At 68.0% G+C, this 21,798-nt stretch carries 21 protein-coding genes; 7 read left to right on the plus strand and 14 right to left on the minus strand.

Annotation, left to right across the window (positions count from 1 at the left end):
- Positions 1 to 7: 7 nt before the first annotated feature.
- The 12 genes from paaE to E5P2_RS19465 all read right to left on the minus strand — a co-directional run bounded on the left by paaE (position 8) and on the right by E5P2_RS19465 (position 9,954).
- Complete coding sequence (paaE, locus tag E5P2_RS19410; RefSeq protein ID WP_162568729.1) at positions 8 to 1,099, minus strand: 1,2-phenylacetyl-CoA epoxidase subunit PaaE; 1,092 nt, start codon at positions 1,097 to 1,099, stop codon at positions 8 to 10.
- On the minus strand, positions 1,096 to 1,638 hold the full coding sequence (paaD, locus tag E5P2_RS19415; RefSeq protein WP_162568730.1) for a 1,2-phenylacetyl-CoA epoxidase subunit PaaD: 543 nt from the start codon (positions 1,636 to 1,638) through the stop codon (positions 1,096 to 1,098). The genes paaE and paaD overlap by 4 nt, the downstream gene beginning before the upstream one ends.
- Positions 1,632 to 2,405, minus strand: a complete 774-nt coding sequence (gene paaC, locus E5P2_RS19420; RefSeq protein ID WP_162568731.1) for a 1,2-phenylacetyl-CoA epoxidase subunit PaaC — start codon at positions 2,403 to 2,405, stop codon at positions 1,632 to 1,634. The genes paaD and paaC overlap by 7 nt, the downstream gene beginning before the upstream one ends.
- An 11-nt stretch (positions 2,406 to 2,416) precedes the next feature.
- Complete coding sequence (gene paaB / locus E5P2_RS19425) at positions 2,417 to 2,788, minus strand: 1,2-phenylacetyl-CoA epoxidase subunit PaaB (RefSeq protein WP_443083459.1); 372 nt, start codon at positions 2,786 to 2,788, stop codon at positions 2,417 to 2,419.
- On the minus strand, positions 2,713 to 3,720 hold the full coding sequence (paaA, locus tag E5P2_RS19430; protein WP_162568733.1) for a 1,2-phenylacetyl-CoA epoxidase subunit PaaA: 1,008 nt from the start codon (positions 3,718 to 3,720) through the stop codon (positions 2,713 to 2,715). The genes paaB and paaA overlap by 76 nt, the downstream gene beginning before the upstream one ends.
- A 20-nt stretch (positions 3,721 to 3,740) precedes the next feature.
- Complete coding sequence (gene paaK / locus E5P2_RS19435; RefSeq protein WP_162568734.1) at positions 3,741 to 5,057, minus strand: phenylacetate--CoA ligase PaaK; 1,317 nt, start codon at positions 5,055 to 5,057, stop codon at positions 3,741 to 3,743.
- A 32-nt stretch (positions 5,058 to 5,089) separates the two neighbouring features.
- A complete protein-coding gene (gene paaI / locus E5P2_RS19440) occupies positions 5,090 to 5,527 on the minus strand; it encodes a hydroxyphenylacetyl-CoA thioesterase PaaI (protein WP_162568735.1) in 438 nt (145 codons plus the stop codon).
- Between the two features lie 13 nt (positions 5,528 to 5,540).
- Entirely contained in the window at positions 5,541 to 6,344 is an 804-nt protein-coding gene (locus E5P2_RS19445) for an enoyl-CoA hydratase-related protein (protein ID WP_162568736.1), read from the minus strand.
- A gap of 107 nt (positions 6,345 to 6,451) precedes the next feature.
- Entirely contained in the window at positions 6,452 to 6,784 is a 333-nt protein-coding gene (locus tag E5P2_RS19450) for a hypothetical protein (protein WP_162568737.1), read from the minus strand.
- A 22-nt stretch (positions 6,785 to 6,806) separates the two neighbouring features.
- On the minus strand, positions 6,807 to 7,442 hold the full coding sequence (locus E5P2_RS19455) for a TetR/AcrR family transcriptional regulator (RefSeq protein ID WP_162568738.1): 636 nt from the start codon (positions 7,440 to 7,442) through the stop codon (positions 6,807 to 6,809).
- A gap of 78 nt (positions 7,443 to 7,520) precedes the next feature.
- Positions 7,521 to 8,813, minus strand: a complete 1,293-nt coding sequence (locus E5P2_RS19460) for an SUMF1/EgtB/PvdO family nonheme iron enzyme (RefSeq protein WP_232080761.1) — start codon at positions 8,811 to 8,813, stop codon at positions 7,521 to 7,523.
- 61 nt (positions 8,814 to 8,874) lie between these two features.
- The gene (locus E5P2_RS19465; protein ID WP_162568740.1) at positions 8,875 to 9,954 is read right to left on the minus strand and encodes a TRAP transporter substrate-binding protein; all 1,080 of its coding nucleotides are present in this window, start codon (positions 9,952 to 9,954) and stop codon (positions 8,875 to 8,877) included.
- Positions 9,955 to 10,183: 229 nt separating this feature from the next.
- Between E5P2_RS19465 and E5P2_RS19470 the strand changes: the two genes are divergently transcribed.
- The 7 genes from E5P2_RS19470 (at position 10,184) to E5P2_RS19500 (ending at position 17,731) form a co-directional block, all read left to right on the plus strand.
- A complete protein-coding gene (locus E5P2_RS19470; RefSeq protein WP_162568741.1) occupies positions 10,184 to 10,600 on the plus strand; it encodes a hypothetical protein in 417 nt (138 codons plus the stop codon).
- Positions 10,597 to 11,823: an RHS repeat domain-containing protein gene (locus E5P2_RS19475; RefSeq protein ID WP_162568742.1), complete on the plus strand. Its 1,227-nt coding sequence runs from the start codon at positions 10,597 to 10,599 to the stop codon at positions 11,821 to 11,823. Before E5P2_RS19470 ends, E5P2_RS19475 begins: the two co-directional genes overlap by 4 nt.
- A gap of 1,357 nt (positions 11,824 to 13,180) precedes the next feature.
- Positions 13,181 to 14,338 (plus strand): ABC transporter substrate-binding protein, encoded by a 1,158-nt coding sequence (locus E5P2_RS19480; RefSeq protein ID WP_162568743.1) that lies wholly within the window; start codon positions 13,181 to 13,183, stop codon positions 14,336 to 14,338.
- Positions 14,339 to 14,473: 135 nt separating this feature from the next.
- On the plus strand, positions 14,474 to 15,355 hold the full coding sequence (locus E5P2_RS19485) for a branched-chain amino acid ABC transporter permease (RefSeq protein ID WP_162568744.1): 882 nt from the start codon (positions 14,474 to 14,476) through the stop codon (positions 15,353 to 15,355).
- Positions 15,355 to 16,221, plus strand: a complete 867-nt coding sequence (locus E5P2_RS19490) for a branched-chain amino acid ABC transporter permease (RefSeq protein ID WP_162568745.1) — start codon at positions 15,355 to 15,357, stop codon at positions 16,219 to 16,221. The genes E5P2_RS19485 and E5P2_RS19490 overlap by 1 nt, the downstream gene beginning before the upstream one ends.
- On the plus strand, positions 16,218 to 17,015 hold the full coding sequence (locus E5P2_RS19495) for an ABC transporter ATP-binding protein (protein WP_443083520.1): 798 nt from the start codon (positions 16,218 to 16,220) through the stop codon (positions 17,013 to 17,015). The genes E5P2_RS19490 and E5P2_RS19495 overlap by 4 nt, the downstream gene beginning before the upstream one ends.
- On the plus strand, positions 17,012 to 17,731 hold the full coding sequence (locus E5P2_RS19500; RefSeq protein ID WP_162568746.1) for an ABC transporter ATP-binding protein: 720 nt from the start codon (positions 17,012 to 17,014) through the stop codon (positions 17,729 to 17,731). The genes E5P2_RS19495 and E5P2_RS19500 overlap by 4 nt, the downstream gene beginning before the upstream one ends.
- A 12-nt stretch (positions 17,732 to 17,743) precedes the next feature.
- Here the strand turns inward: E5P2_RS19500 and E5P2_RS19505 are convergent, their stop codons facing one another.
- Positions 17,744 to 19,144: a virulence factor family protein gene (locus E5P2_RS19505; protein ID WP_162568747.1), complete on the minus strand. Its 1,401-nt coding sequence runs from the start codon at positions 19,142 to 19,144 to the stop codon at positions 17,744 to 17,746.
- Positions 19,141 to 21,756 carry a bifunctional lysylphosphatidylglycerol flippase/synthetase MprF gene (gene mprF / locus E5P2_RS19510; RefSeq protein WP_232080762.1) on the minus strand — a complete coding sequence of 872 codons (2,616 nt, stop codon included), beginning with the start codon at positions 21,754 to 21,756 and terminating at the stop codon, positions 19,141 to 19,143. Before mprF ends, E5P2_RS19505 begins: the two co-directional genes overlap by 4 nt.
- Between the last annotated feature and the right edge of the window lie 42 nt (positions 21,757 to 21,798).

Here is a 21,798-nt window from a genome sequence, read left to right on the forward strand (position 1 = left end):
GGCCGGCTCAGCGTTCGTCGAAAGACAGCACCACGCGCTCCGTCAGCGGATGCGCCTGGCAGGTCAGGATGAAACCGGCCGCGACCTCATTCTTGTCGAGAGCGAAGTTCCGCTCCATCCGCACTTCCCCTTCCAGGAGCCGCGCGCGGCAGGTGCCGCAGACGCCCGAGGTGCAGGAAAACGGCACCTCCAGCCCGGCCGACGAGGCGGCATCGAGGATGCTCGGCTGCCCCTTGCTGAACGGGATCTCGCGCCTGAGGCCGTCGCGCACGATGGTGATGCGCGCCGCTTCGGCATCGCCCGGCAGCGCCTCGTGCACCACCGCGCCGACGCCGCCCGGCCCAGTCGCCGGCTGCGCCACGCCGAAGCGCTCGATGTGGATGCGCTCCTCGGGCACGCCGGCTTCCAGCAGCGCGGCCTCGGCCTCGTCGTTCATCTGGAACGGGCCGCAGATGTAGGCATGGTCGATCTCCGCCGCGGGCACGACGCTCTGCAGGAACTGCGCGATCTTCTCGCGGTTCATCACGCCCATGTTGATCGGCGCATCGGTGTGCTCGTCGGAGAACACGTGCTGCAGCACCAGCCGCGTCATGTAGCGGTTCTTCAGGTCCTCGATCTCTTCCTTGAACATCGTGGACTGCAATTGCCGGTTGCCGTAGATCAAGGTGAAGCGGCTCAATGGCTCGCGCGCCAGCACCGTCTTCATGATCGACAGGATCGGCGTGATGCCGCTGCCGCCCGCGATGCCGACGTGGTGGTGCTGCGCGCCGGGCTCGATCGGCACGAAGAAGCGGCCCTGCGGCGCCATCACCTGCAGCGTGTCGCCGGGCTGCAGCGTGCTGTTGATCCAGTTGGAGAACACGCCGTCGCGCACCTTGCGCACGCCCACGCGCAGTTCGCCGTCATCGACGCCGGCGCAGATCGAATAGGAACGGCGCAGGTCCTGGCCATCGATCTGCGTGCGCAGCGTGAGGTACTGGCCCTGCGTGAAGCCGAAGACCTCGCGCAGTGCTTCGGGCACATCGAAGGAGACGATGACCGCCTCGGCCGTGTCGGGCTCGATCCTGCGCACGCGCAGCGGATGGAAGTCGATGCTCATAGCGGTTTGAAGTGTTCGAAGGGTTCGCGACATGCGATGCAGCGATACAGCGACTTGCAGGCCGTCGATCCAAAGGCCGACAGACGTTCGGTGTGGGCGCTGCCGCAGCGCGGGCAGTCCACGCGTTCCGCGGGCACCGAGGATCGGCGCACGATGCGGATCGGCACCGCGCCGTCGGCCGGCCGCGTCGCGCCCGGCGGCGCGATGCCATAGGCCGTGAGCTTGCGTCGGCCTTCGTCGCTGATCCAGTCGGTGGTCCAGGCCGGCGCGCGGCGCAGGCTCACGCGCACGGGGCCGAGGCCGGCGGCTTCGATCGCAGCGAGCACGTCGCGCTCGATCACCTCGGTGGCGGGGCAGCCCGAATAGGTCGGGGTCAGCACGATCTCGAGTCCGTCGTCATCGGGCAGCACCTCGCGCACGATGCCGAGGTCGCAGACCGAGAGCGCGGGGACCTCGGGGTCGAGCACGGTGTCGAGCACGGTCCATGCGCGCGCGACGCGCGGGTCGACGTGCGAGCGTGCGGGCACTGCACTCACCACACGCCTCCCGGAAAAGCGCGCTGCAGATGCTGCATCTCGGCGAGGATGTAGCCCATGTGCTCGCTGTGCACGCCGCGCTTGCCGGTGCTGCGGAAGGCCGTCTCCTTCGGCGCCACGAGCGTGGCTTCCTCGAGCACGGCATTCATCTCGGCCAGCCAGGGCTCGCGCAGTTCCGACCAGCAAGGCCCGAGCCCGGCCGCACTGGCTTCCTGCTCGACCGCATCGGACTCGAAGCACTCCGGCACATAGCGCCACAGCTGCTGCAATGCCGCGTCCATGCGCGCATGCGATTCGGCTGTGCCGTCGCCCAGGCGCACCACCCAGTCGGCGGAATGCTGCTGGTGGTAGCGCGCTTCCTTCAGCGCCTTGCCGGCGATGGCCGCGAGCTCTTCGTCGCTCGACGATGCAAGGCGCTCCCACAGCAGCTTGAGCAGCGTCGCGACCATGGTGTTGCGCAGCACGCTGAAGCCGAAATCGCCGCGCGGCAATTCGACCAGGGTGAGGTTGAAGTAGTCGCGCTCGTCGCGCAGAAAGGCGAGCTGGTCTTCGTCATGCGCACGGCCTTCGAGCTGGCCGGCACGGGTGAGCAGCGCGCGCGCCTGGCCGACGAGGTCGAGCGCGATGTTGCTCATCGCGATGTCTTCTTCCAGCGCGGGCGCATGGCCGCACCATTCGCCCAGGCGCTGCGCGAGGATCAGGCAGGTGTCGGCGATGCGCAGCAGGTACTGCACGGCGGCGCTGCGATCGAGGTCGATGGAGGCTTGCACGGTCGAGGTCCTCACATGTGGTCGACGGACTTGGGCAGCGCGTAGAAGGTGGGGTGGCGATAGACCTTGTCCTCCGCCGGATCGAAGTACATGTCCTTGTCGCCCGGATCGCTGGCGACGATCTGGTCGGAGCGCACCACCCACACGCTCACGCCTTCCTGGCGCCGCGTGTAGACGTCGCGCGCCATCTGCAGCGCCATCTTCGGGTCGGGCGCATGCAGGCTGCCGCAATGCTTGTGGTCGAGGCCGGCCTTGCTGCGCACGAACACTTCCCACAGCGGCCACTCCTGGTGCTGAACGTCCTGCGTCATGCGGCTTCCTTCATTGGTTGTTTGCGCGCATGGGCCAGCGCGGCTTCGCGCACCCAGGCGCCCTCTTCCCAGGCCTTCACGCGGGCACCGAGCCGCTCGCGGTTGCACGGCCCGTCGCCGGCGATCACGCGCCAGAATTCGTCCCAGTCGATCGCGCCGTGGTCGTGCGCCTGGCGCTCCTCGTTCCACTTCAGGTCGGGGTCGGGCAAGGTCACGCCCAGCACCTTCGCCTGCTCGACCGCGGCATCGATGAACTTCTGCCGCAGGTCGTCGTTGGAGAAGCGCTTGATGCCCCAGCGCATCGACTGCGCGCTGTTGGGCGATTGTTCGTCGGGCGGGCCGAACATCATCACGGACGGCCACCACCAGCGGTTCACCGCGTCCTGCACCATCGCCTTCTGTGCCTCGGTGCCGTGCTGCATCATCGTGAGCAGCGCCTCGTAGCCCTGGCGCTGGTGGAAGCTTTCCTCGCGGCAGATGCGGATCATCGCGCGCGCATAGGGCGCATAGGAACAGCGGCAGATCGGCACCTGGTTCATGATCGCGGCGCCGTCGACCAGCCAGCCGATGGTTCCCATGTCGGCCCAGGTCAATGTCGGGTAGTTGAAGATCGAGCTGTACTTGGCGCGGCCCGTGTGCAGCGCGTGGAGCATCTGGTCGCGGCTGGTGCCCAGTGTCTCGGCGGCGGCGTAAAGGTAGAGGCCGTGGCCGCCCTCGTCCTGCACCTTGGCCAAGAGGATTGCCTTGCGCTTCAACGTGGGCGCGCGGCTGATCCAGTTGCCTTCGGGCAGCATGCCGACGATCTCGGAATGCGCATGCTGGCTGATCTGCCGCACCAGCGTCTTGCGGTAGTGATCGGGCATCCAGTCCTTGGCCTCGATGAAGCTGCCGGCATCGATGCGCTCGTCGAAGCGCTGCTCGAGCTGCATCTCCTCGGCGGAGCGGACGGCCTTGGGGCCGTCGGCCTTGTCCTTGCCCATGGTGTCCATCGCTTGCGTGTACATGGCGGTCCTTTCGTGGCAGCTCAGCGGCTGCGTTCGTCGATCACGCGGCGTGCCTTGCCGGTGAGCGTGCGTTCGAGCGAATCGGGCTTCTGCACGAGCACCGTGGTGCTGATGCCGACCAGCGTCTTCACGCGCTGCTGCACCCACTGCGCGATCTGCCGGCGCTCGGCCTCGCCGGGATCGCCGGCGGCGGCCTGCAGCTCGCAATGCACTTCGACGCTGTCGAGATGGCCTTCGCGGCCGACCTTGATCAGGTACTGGCCCGAGAGCTTGTCGTGCGCGAGCACGATCTCCTCGATCTGCGTCGGGAACACGTTGACGCCGCGGATGATCAGCATGTCGTCGCTGCGCCCGACGATCTTGCCCATGCGGCGGAAGCTGCGCGAGGTGGGCGGCAGAAGGCGCGTGAGGTCGCGCGTGCGGTAGCGGATGATCGGCAGCGCTTCCTTGGTGAGCGAGGTGAAGACCAGTTCGCCCTCCTCGCCGTCGGGCAGCACCTCGCCGCTCTCGGGGTCGATGATCTCGGGATAGAAATGGTCTTCCCAGACCACCGGGCCGTCCTTGCTCTCGATGCATTCGCTGGCCACGCCCGGGCCCATCACCTCGGACAGGCCATAGATGTCGACCGCGTCCATGCCGGCCTTGCCTTCGATCTCGCGGCGCATCGCCTCGGTCCACGGCTCGGCGCCGAAGATGCCGACCTTGAGCGAGGTGCTGCGCGGATCGATGCCCTGGCGCTCCAGCTGCTCGATGATCACCTGCATGTAGCTGGGCGTGACCATGATGATGTCGGGCCTGAAATCGTTGATCAGCTGCACCTGCTTCTCGGTCTGGCCGCCCGACATCGGGATCACGGTGCAGCCGGCAAGCTCGGCGCCGTAGTGCGCACCGAGGCCGCCGGTGAAGAGGCCGTAGCCGTAGGCCACGTGCACGATGTCGCCGGGCCGTCCGCCGGCGGCGCGGATCGAGCGCGCCACCAGCTGGGCCCAGGTCGCGATGTCGTTCTTCGTGTAGCCGACGACGGTCGGCTTGCCGGTGGTGCCGGACGAGGCATGGATGCGCGCCACCTGCTCGCGCGGCACGGCGAACATGCCGAAGGGATAGTTGTCGCGCAGGTCCTTCTTGACGGTGAACGGAAACTTCGCGAGATCGCCCATCTGCCGCAGATCTTCGGGATGCACGCCGCGCGCATCGAAGGCCTGCCGGTAGTGCGGCACGTGGTCGTAGGCGCGCTGCAGCGTGGCGCGCAGGCGCTGCACCTGCAGCGCGGTGATCTCGTCGCGGCTGGCCGACTCGATCGCTTCGAGGTCGCCGGGCATCGGGCGTTGGACGGGCATGAAGGTCTCCTTGAACCGGACGGTCGCGGCGCTCAGGCCGGCACGGCCGGCTTGCCTTTGATGCTGTAGGAACGGCCGCGAAACACCGCCACGCGATCGCCATGCTGATTGATCACCTCGGTGTCGTAAATACCGGTTCGCCCTGCCTTCGCGACTTCGGCGCAGCGCGCCGTCAGCAGATCGCCCTCGCGCGCCGGGGCGACGAAGTCGATGCCGAAACCGGAAGCCACGGTGAGTTCGTTGTACGAATTGCAGGCGAAGGCGAAGGTCGAATCGGCCAGTGCGGCGATGAAGCCGCCGTGGCAGGTCTGGTGGCCGTTGAGCATGTCCTCGCGGACCTTCATGCGGATCTCCGCGCGGCCCGGCGCGACCTCGATGATCTGCATGCCCAGCGTCTGCGTGGCGCGGTCGTTGGCATACATGCCCTCGCGCACGAAGTCGGCCGTCTGCTGCGGTGTGCGTTCAACCATTCGACGAATCCTTTCAGCGGTCCGAGAAGCGGGGGGCGCGCTTGGCGCGGAAGGCGTCCACGCCCTCCTGGTAGTCGTGCGCGGCGCCCAGCTGGCGCTGCAGGCCGGCCTCGTTGGCCAGCGCGGCCGGCAGGTCGAGCCGCTGTGCATCGGCCAGCGCCTGGCGCGTGGCGGCCAGTGCGCGCGACGGCATCGCGGCCAGCCGCGCGGCCAGCGCATCGACCGTCGAGGCCAGCTCGGCATCGTCGACGCATTTCCAGATCAGGCCCATCTGCGCGGCCTCTTCGGCCGGCAGCTTGTCGCCGAGCATCGCGAGCCCGAGCGCGCGCGCCGATCCGACGAGGCGCGGCAACAGCCAGGTGCCGCCGGTGTCGGGCACCAGCCCGATCTTCGCGAAGGCCTGGATGAAGCTCGCCGAGCGGCCGGCCACGACGAGGTCGCAGCACAGCGCGAGGTTGGCGCCCGCGCCCGCGGCGACGCCGTGCACGGCCGCGATCACCGGCACCGGCATGGAACGCAGGCGCAGCACCAGCGGCGCATAGAGTGCTTCGATCACATGGCCGAGATCCTTGGGCCGTGCACCGGGCGTGGTGTCGGGCGCCACCATCGGATCCGCCAGATCCTGACCCGCGCAGAAGGCGCGGCCCGCGCCGCCGAGCACCACGCAGCGCACGCCGTCGTCGTCCGCCGCGGCGTTCAGCGCGGCCATGAGCTCGGCATGCAATTGGGAGGTGAAGCTGTTGAGCGCTTCCGGCCGGTTCAGCTGCAGCGTGCGCACGGGGCCGTTGTCGGTGACGCGCACCAGGGCTTCGTTCATCGCGTTCCTCTCTGGGTTGAAATGATTGACCGACCGTCCGGTAGATTATAAGGGGCGCTGGTTTGCGGTGGCAAGGGCGGCGGCATTCACATCGTGCGCCGGCGTGCTCAGGCGCCGGTGTTTTCGGTCGAAGGACGAACGATGCGCCGCTTCTTGATGATCACGGTCGGAACGGTCGCGGGGGTTGCCGGCCTGGCGGCGGCCGGCGCTGCGGAGGCCGGCGCACCGGGCGTGCGGCTCAGCACCTGCATGACGCGGCTGGTGTTGAGCGGCCGGATCACGTCGCCGTTGACCTGCGCATAGGAGCCATCATCGAGCTGAGCGAGCGCGCCGATCTGCATGCCGTCCTGCACGGTGCCCAGCAGCCGGCAATCGGTGCGGGCATAGGTGAAGAAGGTCCAGCGGTTGCCGATCTGAATCCGCAGGGGCTGCCGACTCATGGTGAAGTCCTGTTCATCGCGCTCATTTCGTGCCCCGAGAGTGTAGCGATGCCGACCCCGGCCGCACCACGGCGCGCACGCCGCCGAAGTACAGCTGCGAGACGATCGCGCCGATCGCCTCGCCATCGAGTTCGCCGTCCGCCTTGAGCCAGGTGAACATCCAGTTGATCATGCCGAACAGCAGCATCGCCATCGGCTTGCCGAGAAGGCTGTCGGGCGCCTCGCCGCGCACCTCGGCAATGGTGCGTGCGAAGGCGGCGACCACGCGCCGCTCCACGCCGAGGATGCGCGCCTGGTCTTCCTCGCGCAGGAAGCGCACGTCTTCGGTCAGCACGCGCTGGGCGTTCTGCGCGATCGCGGATTCGGCGACGAAGCGGCGGATGAGTTCGCGCAGTCGGGCTTCGGGCTCGGCATGCTCGCGCAGGATCTCGGTCACGATCGCCTCCAGCCGCAGCACATGGTCTTCGGCGATGCGCACGGCCAGGTCGTGCTTGTCGCGCACGTAGTGATAGAGCGTCGCCTTCGACACGCCGCAGGCCGCCGCCACCTCGTTCATCGACGTGCCCGCATAGCCGCGCTGCGCGAACAATTGCGCCGCATTGGCAAGAATCATCTCTCGCTGGCCGTCGTAGCCGGCCGTGTCACGCACGCGAGCCATCCGGCAGCGTCCTTTCCATGGATGTGGGCGCCGGCAGGGCCTGCAGGCGATTCGCGATGATGGCACGCGTGGCGACGCTCAAAGCGCGCAGGTCCGGAACCCGAAGAAGCCGTCGTCGCGCTCGGGCGCCGCGAAGCCGCGGCGCTTGGGCGAGCGCAGGCGCGCGCGCGTGGCGAAGGACGCGCCGCGCAGCACGCGCGCGCGGCCGAAGGCCGGCTGCGGATCGAACTCGGTGTCCACGCTCCACGGATCGGCCACATGCCCGGGCCAGGGCTTGAGCGTGCCGGCGGTCCACTCGTGCACGTCGGCCCATCGAAAACCGCGCCGCGCGGCGGTGTGGGCCGCGATCTCCCACTCGACCTCGGTGGCAAGGCGGCGCCCGGCCCAGCGCGCCCAGGCATCGGACTCCCACCAGCTCACATGCACCGCGCTGCGGTTGCCGGCGGCGCGCACCGTCTTGCCGAACTGGCGCTGCAGCACCGATCCGCCCGTGCCGTGGCGCGCGGCGCCGATCTGCTCGACATGGCGCGGCCCGCGGCGCCCTTCGGCCTGGCACTCGAGCCAGGCGCGGCCTTCGGGATGCCAGAGTTCGGGGCGGTCGTAGCCGCCGTCGTCGACGAACTCGACGTACTGGCTCCAGGTCACCGGCTGCGCGTCGATCTCGAACTCGGGCACCTCGACCGTGTACGCGCCGCGTTCCTGGGCGAAGGTGAAGCCCTCGTCGGGCAGCCCGAGCTCCCACGAGATCGAAGGCACCAGCACCGGCTCGTGCGACACCGCGGCCGGCGGCAGCTCGACACCCAGCGAGATGCCGAGCGTCTGCGCCATCACGACCAGCTGCTCGCCGCGCAAATCCTCGTGGAACAGCGCAAGGCGATAGAAGTAGAGGCCGGCATCGGTCTCGACCGCGTGCTCCAGCAGTTCGAGCGTGCTTTCGAGCGTGTCGAGCAGGTAGGCCCTGGCCTGCTGGAGGTCCGGCAGTTCGGGCGACCAGCGGTCCTGCGCGGCCAGCTGCGCCGGGTTCCACCACAGGTCGGCCTGCGGTTCGATCGCGGCCAGCCGCGTCGGGCGCACGGGGCATGCGGCGCCGAAGGCGCGCTGCGTGTTGCGCGCGATCCACCACTCCGCGAACCAGCCGATATGACCCGCCAGCCAGAGCGGCGGATCGATGCCTTCGACCCGCGGCACGGGCAGCGCGGGCGAGCCCAGCAGTTGCTCGTAGAGCGACAGCAGATGCAAGGTGTGATTGCGCGCGTCGATCAGCGCCAGCGAGAGCAGTTCACGGCCCGCGCGCCGCATGTCGGGCGAGTCGATGGAATGAGGCAGGCCGGCCATGGTGAACGGCGCCCCGGACGAAGGGTTCGAGGGCATCGCGCATTATGGCGACGCGCGCCGCCGGCGCGACCATGGAAACCCGACGCCCCTTCGCGCCTCACCACTTCATCGACTGCAGGAAGGCGTCGAAGGGCGCCTCGGCGTAGCGGGCGCCGCTCAGCGCTTCCTTCTGGAAGGCGAGGTAGTCGCCGTGGATCTTCTTCCAGCCGGCATTCCTGGCGCTCAGCTCGCGGTCCAGGTCCAGGGTCGCCTTGAACGCGGCCTCGAGCACCGGCTTCGGAAAAGCCTGCGCCACGGTGCCGCCGCGAATCAACTGCTGCAACGCCACCGGGTTGCGCGCAGCGTAGCGCGCCTGCATGTCGAGCTGCGTGAATGCACAGGCCGCTTCGACGATGGCCTTGTATTCGGCGCTGAGCGCGTCGAAGGCCTTTCGATTGACCAGCAGCTCGAGCTGCAGGCCGGCCGACCACCAGCCGGGGTAGGCATAGTGCGATGCCGCTTTCTGCAAGCCGAGCTTCTGGTCGTCGTAGGGCGAGAGGCCCTCGGCCGCGCCGATCGTGCCCTTGGCCAGTGCGGCAACGACCTCGCTGTCGGCCAGCTTCTGCGGCACGCCGCCGAGCCGTTCGAGCACGCGCGGCGCCAGACCGCCGAAGCAGAACTTCAGCCCCTTGAAATCATGCGGGCTGCGGATCTCGCGCCGAAACCACGCGCCCGCCGGCGCGCCGGTGTTGCCGCAGGAAAAGTTCAGCGCATCGAGGCGGCCATAGAACTCGCGCGTGAGCTTCAGGCCATTGCCCTCGGTCATCCAGGCCGAGAGCTGGCGTGCATTCATGCCGAAGGGCAGCGCCGAGCCGATGGCGAACACCTCGTCCTTGGCAGCGAAGCTGGCGCCGGCGGTGTGGCAGGCTTCGATCGCGCCTTGCTGCACGCCGTCGAGCACGGCGCGCGCGGGCATCAGCTCGCCCGCGGCATGCACCTCGATCTGGAAGCGGCCACCGGTCATCTCGCCGACCTTGCGGGCGAAAGTCTCGGCGCCGCCATAGAGAAGATCCAGCGGCCTCGCAAAGCCCGATGCGAGGCGCCAGCGCGTGGCGGCCTGCGCGTGCACCGCGGGCGCGATGCCCGCGGCCACGAGGCCCGCGAGTGCGCCACGTTGGATCAGGGAACGACGCTGCATCAGACTCGGCTCCAGACAGGGACAAACGACAAGGACGGGCGATTGTAGGAAGCGCGGCCAGCGAGCCCTTCGGCCGCGCCCGGCAGCGCTTGATCCTTTGAAACGCGTCGCTGTGATCCGCCCGCAATAACGACAGCCCCCAAGGGGCAAGGGACGGGATCATGACAAGCTCATCGGCTTCGGCCATGGCGCGGCTGCGCCGCGCGCCGGCCCCGCGCCCATCAGGATCGTGCTGGGCCTCGAAGAGCCGCTGGTCGCGATGGGCCCGAGTTCACAACCCGAGAGCGCGGCCCTCGAAGCCGCCCTGGCGCAGTTCAACCGGCCGTCGAGGCCGCCGGGCGATTTCGCCGACGCCGCCCGGCCGCTGGCCGCATTCCTTGCCGGCCATCCCCACTCGCCCTGGCGCATGGCGATGCTGACCGACCTCGGGATCGACTACTACCAGGCGGGCTACTTCTCCCGGGCCACCGCCGCATGGGCGCAGGCCTGGCAACTCGGCCGCGGCGCGACGCAGCCGCAAGCGAAAGCGCTGGGGATCGCCTGGCTTCGGTCGAGAGCGCGCTGGGCCGCTTCGACTATCGCTATGTCGGCGCATCGGATCGGGTATCGGCGATCGCGGCCGGCGATGGACCGCAGGTCGCGATGAACTATTTCGGCCCCGACGGCGACGAGATGCTCAAGCAAATCGCCTACACCAGCGCAACGGGCACGCCGATCGCGAGCTATGCGTACACCTACGACGCCAACCACAATGTCCTGAGCTTCGCCGACGCGCTGCCCGGCGAGAAGCTCTCCGCCTTGTCGCCGATGCGTGCCGGCGATCCTGGCGGCGGTGTTTCGGTCCCGGTCTCGCGGTGGATCGCTTCGATTTCCATCCCGGTGGCCGTCGCAGCGCTCTTCATCGCATTCGCCATGTCGACGCGACGGGCGACGACCCGGCGCTCGGTGCGCATCGGGAAGCCGTTGGCGGCCTTGGCATTGATGGTCAGTTGCGGAGGCGGCGGCAGCGGCGGGTTCTCGGGCGGCGTGAACTGGGGTGGCGGAACAAACAACGGGGACGGGGCGGCCAACAGTCCGGGGACGGCGGAGGGTTCTGCAGCGACGGACGGCCTCAGCGCGACGAATGGCCCTGCCACGACGAACGACTCCGGAACGACGGGCGGTGTCGGTGGCGTCGTGCCTCCTGCGTCGAATCCGAGCGCGCGCCTGACCCGATACCGCTACGACGACACCGACCGGTTGATCGCCGCGAGCACGGCGTCGAACGTGCCCGGCGCGCCGATCCTGGGCTCGTATGCCTACGGCTACGACAAGGCGTCGAACCTGGTTTCAGTCAACGGCAACGGCATCGTCCGCCCTCTCGACGCCACCGCGACCAATGCGCTGAGCGCCGGAACCTACGATGCCAATGGCAACCTGTTGAAACTCGGCGCCGCAACTTACGGATGGGATGCCACGAACCGGCTGGTGAGCCATGCTGTCAACAACACCGACAGCACCTTCGTCTACGACGGGCAAAGCCGCCTCGTGCGCATCATCGATCGGCAAGGGGGCGTCGTGGTGGCCGACAAGTCCTACCTCTGGCGCGGACTCGAACGCTGCCTGGAGCGCGACAACACGAAGGCGGGTGCGCCGGTGAGCAAGCGGTATTTATCTATACACATATGCCAACTTGAATCCGTTGATGTTCACCGATCCGATAGGTCTCGACCCCTGGGGGCGCGAGCAATGGACACCTGCGCGTGCATACACAGACATGGGCGGCGGAACCACGACCTACTTCGATCCAATGACTCGGGACCTTCTGGTATTCCCGACCAGGAATGCAGTTGCAAGAAATTCGAAGCCCGGTGCAGACGATCCTTATAACGGCGAATTTACGCACTGTGAGTATCCCAACTCAAAGGAGTTTGGTACCGCCAAGTGGCGCACGACCGACGGGCGTTCGCGCTGGATTCACGGTGGTGGGTCAAGTCTGCGCAGTCACACACTTGATCCACAGCAAGGGTGGGTGCCTACGCTTGGTTGCACGCGTGCTCAAAATGCCGACGTGGATACCTTGTGTTCGAAGTCTGAAGCCTGGAAAAAGGCCAATCCCGGTCAATCGCTTCCGTATTCAAGGTGGTGAGCATGGATGTTTCTTGGACAACCATCACACGGAGTCTCGTACGCTTGGTGCTCTGCTGGAATATGTCAAACGCAAGCGAAGCCGCGTGCACGCTCCCCTGGCCGGATACCTATAGACCCGGCACCAGCAATCCAAATGTGATCGGCAAGGTGGTTGCCGTGAGCAACGCGCAGATCGAACTCCAAACAAGGAACGGGCGCCAGCGCATTGGGCTTCCTCCGTCAGGCATGTATTACACGGGGCCTTTGGCGGAGATGATCGCATTGACAACCTCAAGTTGGGTCTCATCGCACGTGCTTGGTACGTTGATTGCAAGGTCCCCAAGGATGGCGCAATGCCGCAAGCTGCGTATCTCGAAGTGTACTCAAACGATCCGGATGATCGCCCTCCACCAGGCTATTGGAAGCGCTACTGATGAGAGGAAAAGCATGACCCCATTTGGCACTCTGGCGATGAACTACTGCTCTCGAAGACCGACACTCGAGCCGATTCGTCCGGAGCAACCGTCTTGTTGAGTGAAGGACTCTCTGTTCATATCTATGAGGACGACACGGGTTTGGACGGCCAGCCCGACAACTTGCTTGCCGATGGTGTGGTCGAGAAAAACAAGAGCAAACTGAATTGGGCCAGGTCAGCGAAATGGTGTTGCCGGATTGACGAACGCGGCATACGGCACGAGTCCGAAGAATAAGTCGGGTCGCATCGATCCCCATCCCGACGCCCGTCGTGGCGCTCTTCATCGCATTCGCCATCTCGATGCGCCGTGCGATGAGTCGGCGCTCCGTACCACCAACACCCTGAGCGTCGGAACCTACGATGCCGCCGGCACCTTCGTCTACGGCGGCCAGAGCCGCCTCGCGCGCGAAAGTGCTCCTGTCCCCTGCCGACACGGTCCATCCCCGCGCACCCGCTTGGTGAAAGCCTTCTCACCTCTACCGCGACTCCGCATGCGCATTTTCCCTGATGACCCGAATTTTCCTTGGCCTTCCACCCCTGGCAAGCGAAGGCAAAACGGAGCTGCCGGCCAACGAAACCTAAAGTGGCACCACCGGCTTATAAAATAGCCCCCCGTTCCAACGACCCTCGAAAGATCACCCAATGAGACAACTCCCGTTCAAGACCTCGCTGCTCGCGCTCGCCGCCTTCGGTGCTCTCTGCACAGCCGCCCAGGCCGCCGATCTGAAGATCGGTGTGGCCGAGGCCCTGTCCGGCGGCGCCGCCCAGTACGGCGTTGCGATCCGCAACGGCTTCGAACTCGCCGTCGGCGAAATCAATGCCGCGGGCGGCATCAACGGCAACAAGATCGAGCTCGTCGTCGCCGACGAACAGGGCAAGAAGGAAGAAGCGATCAACGTCTTCAAGAAACTGATCTTCCAGGACCAGGCACTGATGGTGTTCGGCCCCACCCTGTCGAACTCGGCGCAGGCCGCCGACCCGATCGCGCAGGCCGCCAAGACGGTGGCCTTCGGCACCTCCAACACGGCCGACGGCATCACCTCGATCGGCGACTACGTGTTCCGCAACTCGGTCACCGAAGCCGACGTGCTGCCCGAGACCATCAAGGTCGCGGTCAAGAAGGCCGGCATCAAGAAGGTCGCGGTGCTCTACGGCAACGACGACGTGTTCACCAAGAGCGGCTACGACAACTTCAAGAAGGCGCTCGACGACCTGAAGATCCCGGTCACCACCACCGAGACCTTCGCCAAGGGCGACGTCGACTTCAAGGCCCAGCTGACCAAGATCAAGGCCAGCGGCGCCGATGCGATCGTGCTGTCGGCCCTGCTTGCCGAAGGCGCGCCGATCATGGTGCAGGCGCGCCAGCTCGGCCTCAACGTGCCCTTCATCGGCGGCAACGGCATGAACTCGTCCAAGGTGTTCGACCTGGCCAAGGGCAATTCCGACAACCTCTATGTCGGCAGCCCGTGGTCGGCCAGCAATGCGACGCCCGAGAACAGCAAGTTCATCAAGGCCTACAACGAGAAGTACAAGACGGCGCCCGACCAGTTCGCCGCCCAGGCCTACGACGCGATGTACATCGCGGCGCAGGCGCTGAAGGGCGTGAAGCTCTCCGGCAACCTGACGGCCGACCGCGCGGCGGTGCGCGATGCGCTGCCGGCGGTGAAGTACACGGGTGCCACCGGCGCGTTCCAGTTCCGCCGCGCCACCGACAAGGCCGGCAAGCCGGCCGGCTACGACGCACAGCAGTTGCCCATCGTGAGCGTCACGAAGGGTGCTGACTTCGTCATCGAGAAATAAGCTCGCCCCCAGGCTGCGGCGCACTTCGTGTCGCCTACGCCTTCCCCCTGCCGGGGGCGGTGCCTGCGGACTGGCTGAGCCAGATCCGCGGCACCTCACGTACACGCATGCTCTTACTTTTTGAAGGCTATCACCATGCTTGAACAGCAGTTGGTCAATGCCCTTTCGCTCGGATGCGTGTATGCGCTCTTCGCGCTGGGCTTCACGCTCATCTTCGGCGTGCTTGGCGTCATCAATCTCTCGCATGGCGCGGTGTTCATGGTCGGCGCCTATGCGGCGGTCGAGATCATGGCGCGCTTCGCGCTTCCGCTCTGGGCGGGCCTGCTGTTCGCGTTCGTCTTCTGCGGGCTGCTCGGCCTCCTGATCGACTTCCTGGTGCTCAAGCCGCTGCGCGCACGCAACGCGCCGCACCTGATCCCGATGATCGCCACCATCGGCGTCGCGATCATCCTCGGCAACGGGATGCAGGGCCTGTTCGGCGCGCAGAACATCCGCTTTCCGGCCGGCGTGATCTCGGGCGATTCGCTGGGCATCGCGGGCATCCACCTGACGGCGCTCGAACTCGGCATCATCATCCTGTCCTTCGCGCTGATGGCGGTGCTGATGGTGTCGCTCAAGCGCACCCAGCTCGGCCGCGCACTGCGCGCGATCGCCGAGTCGCCGAAGGCCGCCTACCTGCTGGGCATCAACGTCGAAGGCCTGTTCTACCTGACCTCGTTCGCGGCCGCCGCGCTCGGCGGGCTGGCCGGCGTGCTGATCGGCCTTTATTCCAACGCCGTGTTCCCGCTGATGGGCCAGCCGATGCTGCACAAGGGCATCGCGGTGATCATCCTCGGCGGCATGGGCGACATCCGCGGCGCGATGCTGGGCGGCCTGTTCCTCGGCTTCGCAGAAGTGCTGTCGGTGGCCTACATCGGGTCGACGATGCGCGACGCGGTGGCGTTCGGCCTGTTGTTCCTGGTCCTGCTCGTGCGCCCCAAGGGCCTGTTCGGCACGCTGCAAGAACGGAAAGTCTGATGGACGCCCTCAACAACTTCTGGCAGGTCTACAGCAACCTGGTGCTCACGCTGGGCACGAACGCGCTGCTGGCGCTGTCGATCTGGCTCACGCTCGCCTGCGGCATGCTGACCGTCGCCAACGCTGCCTTCATGGGCATCGGCGCCTACACCTCGGCGATCCTCACCATGAGCTATGGCGTGCCCTTTCCGGTCGCGATCGCGGCCGGCATGGCGGCACCGGCATTCACCGCCTTCGTGATCGGCAAGCCGACGCTGCGGCTGTCGGGCGTCTACCTCGCGATGGCGACGTTGGCCTTCGGCGAGGTGGTGCGCATCGTGATCCTGAATGCCGAATCGCTCACCGGCGGTGCGCTCGGCCTGAACGGCATCCCGCCATCGACGCAGTGGTGGCACGTCGCGCTCGCAGTGGTGCTGGTGCTGCTGGCACTGTGGCGCCTGCGCCGCTCGAAGATCGGCCGCGCCTTCGAGTCGATCAAGGAAGACGAGACCGCCGCCGGCCTGATGGGCATCGATGTCGGCGCGCACAAGATGCTGGCCTTCGTGCTGGGCGCGGCCATCGCCGGCCTGGCCGGCGCGCTCAACGCGCACCTGACCTTCTTCATCGGGCCGAACGAGTTCGGCTTCGACCGCGGCGTCGACATCCTGACGATGACCGTGCTCGGCGGCATCAACGGCCTCACCGGGCCAGTGCTTGGCGGCATGATCCTCACGATCCTGCCCGAGGCGCTGCGCGGCTTCGGCGATTTCCGGCTGGTGGTGAACGGCGTGATCCTGGTGCTGATCGTGCTCTTCCTGCCGAAGGGCATCTGGGACCCGGCGCGGTTCCGGCACTGGTTCGGGCGCAAGGCGGGAGCGCCGGCATGAGCACGCCCTTGCTTTCGCTCGACGGCGTCTCGCGCCATTTCGGCGGCCTCAAGGTGCTGCAGGAAGTCCACCTCGACGTGCCGCAAGGCGGCGTGTTCGGGCTCATCGGCCCGAACGGCGCCGGCAAGACGACGGTGTTCAACCTCACGACCGGGCTGCTGCCCGTGACCGGCGGCACGATCCGCTTCGAAGGCCGCGACCTCGCAGGCATGAAGCCGCACCAGATCACGCGCGGCGGCATCGCGCGCACCTTCCAGAACATCCGCATCTTCAAGGAGATGTCGCTGCTGGAGAACGTGATGGTCGGCATGCACGCGCAGCTGCGCTACGGCGCCTTCGGCCTGCTCGCCTCCTCCGGCCTGTTCCGCAGCGAGGAGCGCCGCGCGCGCGACCGGGCGCGCGAGCTGCTGTCGTGGGTCAAGCTCGACCACAAGAGCGAGGACGTTGCCGACAACCTCTCCTATGGCGACCAGCGCAAGCTCGAACTCGCGCGCGCCCTGGCGACCGAGCCGAAGCTGCTCCTGCTCGACGAGCCGGTGGCCGGCATGAACAGCACCGAGAAGACCGACCTGATGCACGAGATCCGCAACATCGCGGGCCGCGGCTACACCATCTTCATGATCGAGCACGACATGCGCTTCGTGATGGGCCTGTGCGAACACATCGCGGTGCTGAACTTCGGCCGCATCATCGCGCGCGGCGGCCCCGACGAGATCCGCAACGACCCGCAGGTGATCGAGGCCTACCTCGGCCGCGAAGAAGACGAAGCGACGAGCGAAGGGGCTGCATCATGAACACCCCATTGCTCAAAGTCGAAGGCCTCAAGGTCGCCTATGGCCACATCGAGGCCGTCAAGGGCATCGACTTCGAACTGAACGAAGGCCGCATCACCACGCTGGTCGGCGCCAATGGCGCCGGCAAGTCGACCACGCTGCTCGCGCTGTCGGGGCTGGTGAAGAAGGCGGCGGGCCGCGTCGTGCTCGACGGGCGTGACCTCAGCACGCTGTCGCCGCACAAGATCGTCGGCGCCGGCATGGTGCAGGTGGCCGAAGGCCGCGCCACGCTGACCACGCTGACGGTGCGCGAGAACCTCGAGCTCGGTGCCTACACGCGGCGCGACGGCCGCGCTCAGCGCGCCGATGCGCTCGAGCATGTCTACACGCTGTTCCCGCGCCTGAAGGAGCGCTCGGACGGCCTCGCCGGCAATCTCTCGGGCGGCGAACAGCAGATGCTCGCGATCGGCCGCGCCCTGATGGCCAAGCCGCGCGTGCTGCTGCTCGACGAACCCTCGATGGGGCTGGCACCGATCATCGTGCAGGACATCTTTCGCACGCTGCGCGAGATCAACAAGGCCGGCCTCACGATCTTCCTGGTCGAGCAGAACGTGCGCCAGGCGCTCAAGATCGCCGACCGCGCGTATGTAATCGAGACCGGCCGCATCGTGCTGACCGGCAGCGGGCACGAGTTGCTGGGCAATCCGAAGGTGCAGGACGCGTACCTCGGCGGCTGAGGGCGGCGGCCGCTAGCGCGGCACCGCCGCGAGAATGCGCGCCGCCAGCGCCTCGTAGTCGCCGCCCAGGTGATGCCCGCCCGGCAGCGCCAGCACGCGGGCTTCGCCGGGTGCGAGCTGCGGGCACAGCGCATCCTCGTGCTCGTCGGCGCCGTAGACGCACAGCGTGCCGGCGGGCGGCATGGTGCGGACCTCGGGCGCGATCGGCCGATCGCCGCGCGCGCCGATCCAGTTGGCGACATGGAATTCGAACGAGGCCTTTCGCCCCGGCCCGAGCAATGCGGTCAGCCGCACGCTGGCGCGCGTGCGCGGCGGCAGCCGGTTGTAGGCGAAGGGCAGCACGTCCGCGCCCTGCGAATAGCCGATCAGGATCACCTCGCTGCGCTGCCATCGCGCCGCGTAGTAGCGGATCACGCGGTCCAGGTCGACGGCCGTGCCTTCCGGCGTGCGGGCGGTCCAGAAGTAGCGCAGCGAGTCGATGCCGGCCACCGGGATGCCCGCCTTCGCCAGCGCCGCGGCGATGTGCTTGTCGATGCTGGCCCAGCCGCCGTCGCCGGACACCAGCACCGCGAAGCGCGCGCCCGCGCCGCTCGCGGGCACCTCGACGATCGGCAGATCGGCGAGCTGCGAGGGCGGCACGTCGAGCGCCGCCCGGTGCGAGGCCAGCGCGTCGTAGCCGGCCTCGAAAGCCGCCGATGGATGGGATGCTGACACGGCCGCATCCTGCGGCATCCACTTCGCTTGCGGCACGTGCTCGACGAAAGCTTTCGCATCGGCCGCGCACGCGCGATCGCTGCCGGCTTCGAGCACCGTCCACGGCGCCGCGAGCTTCGCGGCCGGCTGCAGATCGACGCTGCCCCCGCCCGCCTTGCGCCACTGCAGCGCGTTGCCGGTGCACAGCGGCATCCCGAGCGACAGGCGCGGGCAAAAACCGAGCGACAGCGCCGCGGTGAAGGTGTCGGCCGGCGCCTGCGCGAGCAGCGCATAGGCGAAGGATCCGCCATCGCCGGTGCCCACCAGCATCGGCGCGATGTAGGTCGGCAGCTTCTCGAAGGCCTGCACGTAGCGCGCGAGGTTCTCGATCGCGCCGGCCGCATAGACGCATGTGGCGCTGGCTGCCGCGATGCGGCGATAGAACGGCGGCAGCGCCACCACCGCCACCATCGCGCCCTTGGCCGCCATCGCCTGCGCCAGTTGACGATCGTCGCCGCTCGGCGCGGCCTGCCCCGACAGCAGCAGCACGAACTGCTGCACCGTGCCAGCCGGCGGGAACACCAGCACGTTCTCGAACTGCCCGTGCGAGACCGTGTGCGGCACCGCCTGCGCCTGCGCGCAACTCGCTGCGAAGGTCGCGCACATCACCCACGCGACGGCCAGCGCCAGGCGGCATGCACGCAGGATGCGCCGGCTCATTTCGAGACCACGCCCTTGATGCCGCCGCCGACCAGCGCCGCCAGGTCGAGCAGCACGAACAGCGGCGTCACGCCGCCCGGGACGGCGAGATAGCGCGCTTCCCATACCGGCTCGAACTTGTCCTTGAAGCTGTGCAGCCCGCGAAAACCGTAGAAGCGTTCGCCGTAGTCGAACAGCAGCCGTCCCACGCGCTGCCAGCGCGGCGCATGCCGGCGCGTGGTCATGCCCGCCATCGGCGACATGCCGAGGCCGAAGCGTTGGTAGCCCTCGGCCTGCAGGTGCAGCACCACTTTCGCGAACAGGAAATCCATCGTGCCCGGCGGCGCATCGGGCACGAAGCGCATCAGGTCCACGCTCGCCTCCTGCGTGGCCGCGGTGACCAGCAGGTTGGCGAAGGCGATGATCCGGCCCTCGCGGCGCACCACCGCGACCGGAAGCTGCGCCAGATAGCGCGCGTTGAAGCTGCCGACCGAGAAGCCCTTCTCGCGCGTCTTCTGGCGCTCGAGCCAGGCATCGGAGACCGCGCGCAACTCGGGCAGCAGCGCGCCCACCGCGGCGGGCGGCAGCACCTCGAAGCCGAGGCCTTCGCGCTCGCCCCGGTTCATGCCCGAGCGCAGGTTGGCGCGCCTGGCGCCCTTCAGGCTGAAGCCCGGCAACTCGATGTGCGCGTACTCGCCCAGCTTGAAGGCATGCAGGCCGCAGTCCAGGTACAGCGGCAGCGCGGCCGGACGCACCTGGTAGAAGGCCGGCCGGCCGCCGTGCGCGCTGGCGAGTTCGACGAAGCGCCACACCAGGTCGGACCACTCGCGCGGATCGCCGAAGGGCCCGAACAGGCCAATCCACGAGCGCCCGTGCTTGCCGAACATCAGGACGCTGCGGCCCGATGGCGAGAACAGCAGGTGCTTGTCGCCGGTCATCGCATACCAGCCGTCGGACGCGGGCCCGGCACGCACGATGGCGGCGGCGCGTTCGATCTCCTCGTCGGAAGGCAGCGCCACCGCGCCCGCCGGCGGCCGCAGCAACTGCCACAGCCCGAAGGCCAGGCCCGCCAGCACGACGCCCAGCAGCGCGCGCAGCGAGCGCGGCGCCTGCGCGTCGAGTTCGAACTCCCACCACAACCGGTTGGTGTAGCCGACTTCCTGGTAGGCGAAGAACAGCACCCAGATGCAGGCCGCGACGACGCCCGCCAGCGCCAGCAGCCATTCGGGTTCCAGCCGCTGCGAGAACAGGGTCGAGGGCCGGTCGAACTGGCGGCGCGAGATCAAGAGCAGCACCGCGATCGCCGACAGCAGCGCGGCCTCGTGCAGCGCGAAGCCCTTGGGGAGCGCCAGCACCAGGGCGACGATCGAGAGCCCGAGCGCCGCCCACCACGCGGCATCGAGCCGGTGCAGCAGGCCGCGCGCCACCAGCACCAGGCCGAGCCCGGCGACGCTGCCGAGAAAATGCGAGGCCTCGATGAGCGGCAGCGGCACGTTCAGCGCGGCGAGGATCTCCTTCGCATCCTCCGTCAGCGGCGTGACGCCCGAGACCAGCAGCCACCCGCCCGCCACCAGCGTCAGCGCGGCCATCAGCCGCGGGCTCAGTCGCACCGCCGCGCGGCCGATCGGTGCCGCCACGCCCGAGCGCAGTTCGTAGACCACGATCAGCGCGCTGGCCACCACCAGCGGCAGCACGTAGTAGATGCCGCGGTTGAGCACCAGCGCGCCGAGCATCGCCCCGGTCGGCACGTGCGAGCCGCCGGCCAGCAGCATCACCGCCTCGAACACGCCGACACCGCCGGGCACATGGCTGGCGATGCCGGCCGTGATGGCGATCGCATAGAAGATCACGAAGGTGGGCAGCGCGATCCGGTCGGCGGGCAGCAGGAACCAGAGCGCCGCGGCCGAGGCGGCCAGCTCGACGGCCGAGATCACGAGCTGCCGCAAGGCCAGGCCCGCCTGCGGCAGCCGCAGCGTGCGCTGCGCGCCCAGATGCAGCACGCGCCGCCGCGCGCACAGCCAGAGGAAGGCGGCCAGCGCGATCAGCAGCGCCGCGGCCAGCGCGCGCAGCGCCAGCGGCCGCACGTGCAGCAGCGGCGCCACTTCGTGCGCGCCCCACAGCAGCCCGAGCGCACCGAAGGCCGCGATGCCCAGGCCGAAGGCGGCGGCGTTGAAGACGATGACCTGCGCGATCTGGTGCGGCTCCAGCCCGGCGGCCGCATACATGCGCGTGCGCACCGCGCCGCCGGTCAGCGGACCGAGGCCGATGGTGTTGGACAGGGCGTAGGCGACAAAGGAAGTCAGCAGCACCGTGGAGCGCGCGACCTTGGCGCGGGCATAACTCAGCGACGAGGCGTCATAGCCGCTCAACGCGAAGTAGCTCGCGGCGGTGGCCGCGATCGCGAGCGCGATGTTCGAGCCCGGCGTGGCCTGCACCGCGGCCATCACATCGTCGTAGCGAACCTCATGCAGCAACCGGTGCAGCGCAACGCCGATCGCGATGGCGAGGACGATGCCGAGCGCCGCCATCAGCCATGGCTTCAGGCGCGGCCACCAGGGGCCCGGCCGAAGCTTCGGCAGGCTGCGGAGCGGGAGAGGATCGATGGGGTATTCGGACACGAGGCGAAGGGGCAATCTGCTGAACGCCCGATCGGCGAGGCAGGAGGACACGCCGCG

The organism is Variovorax sp. SRS16 (assembly GCF_901827165.1).
Lineage (GTDB): Bacteria > Pseudomonadota > Gammaproteobacteria > Burkholderiales > Burkholderiaceae_C > Variovorax.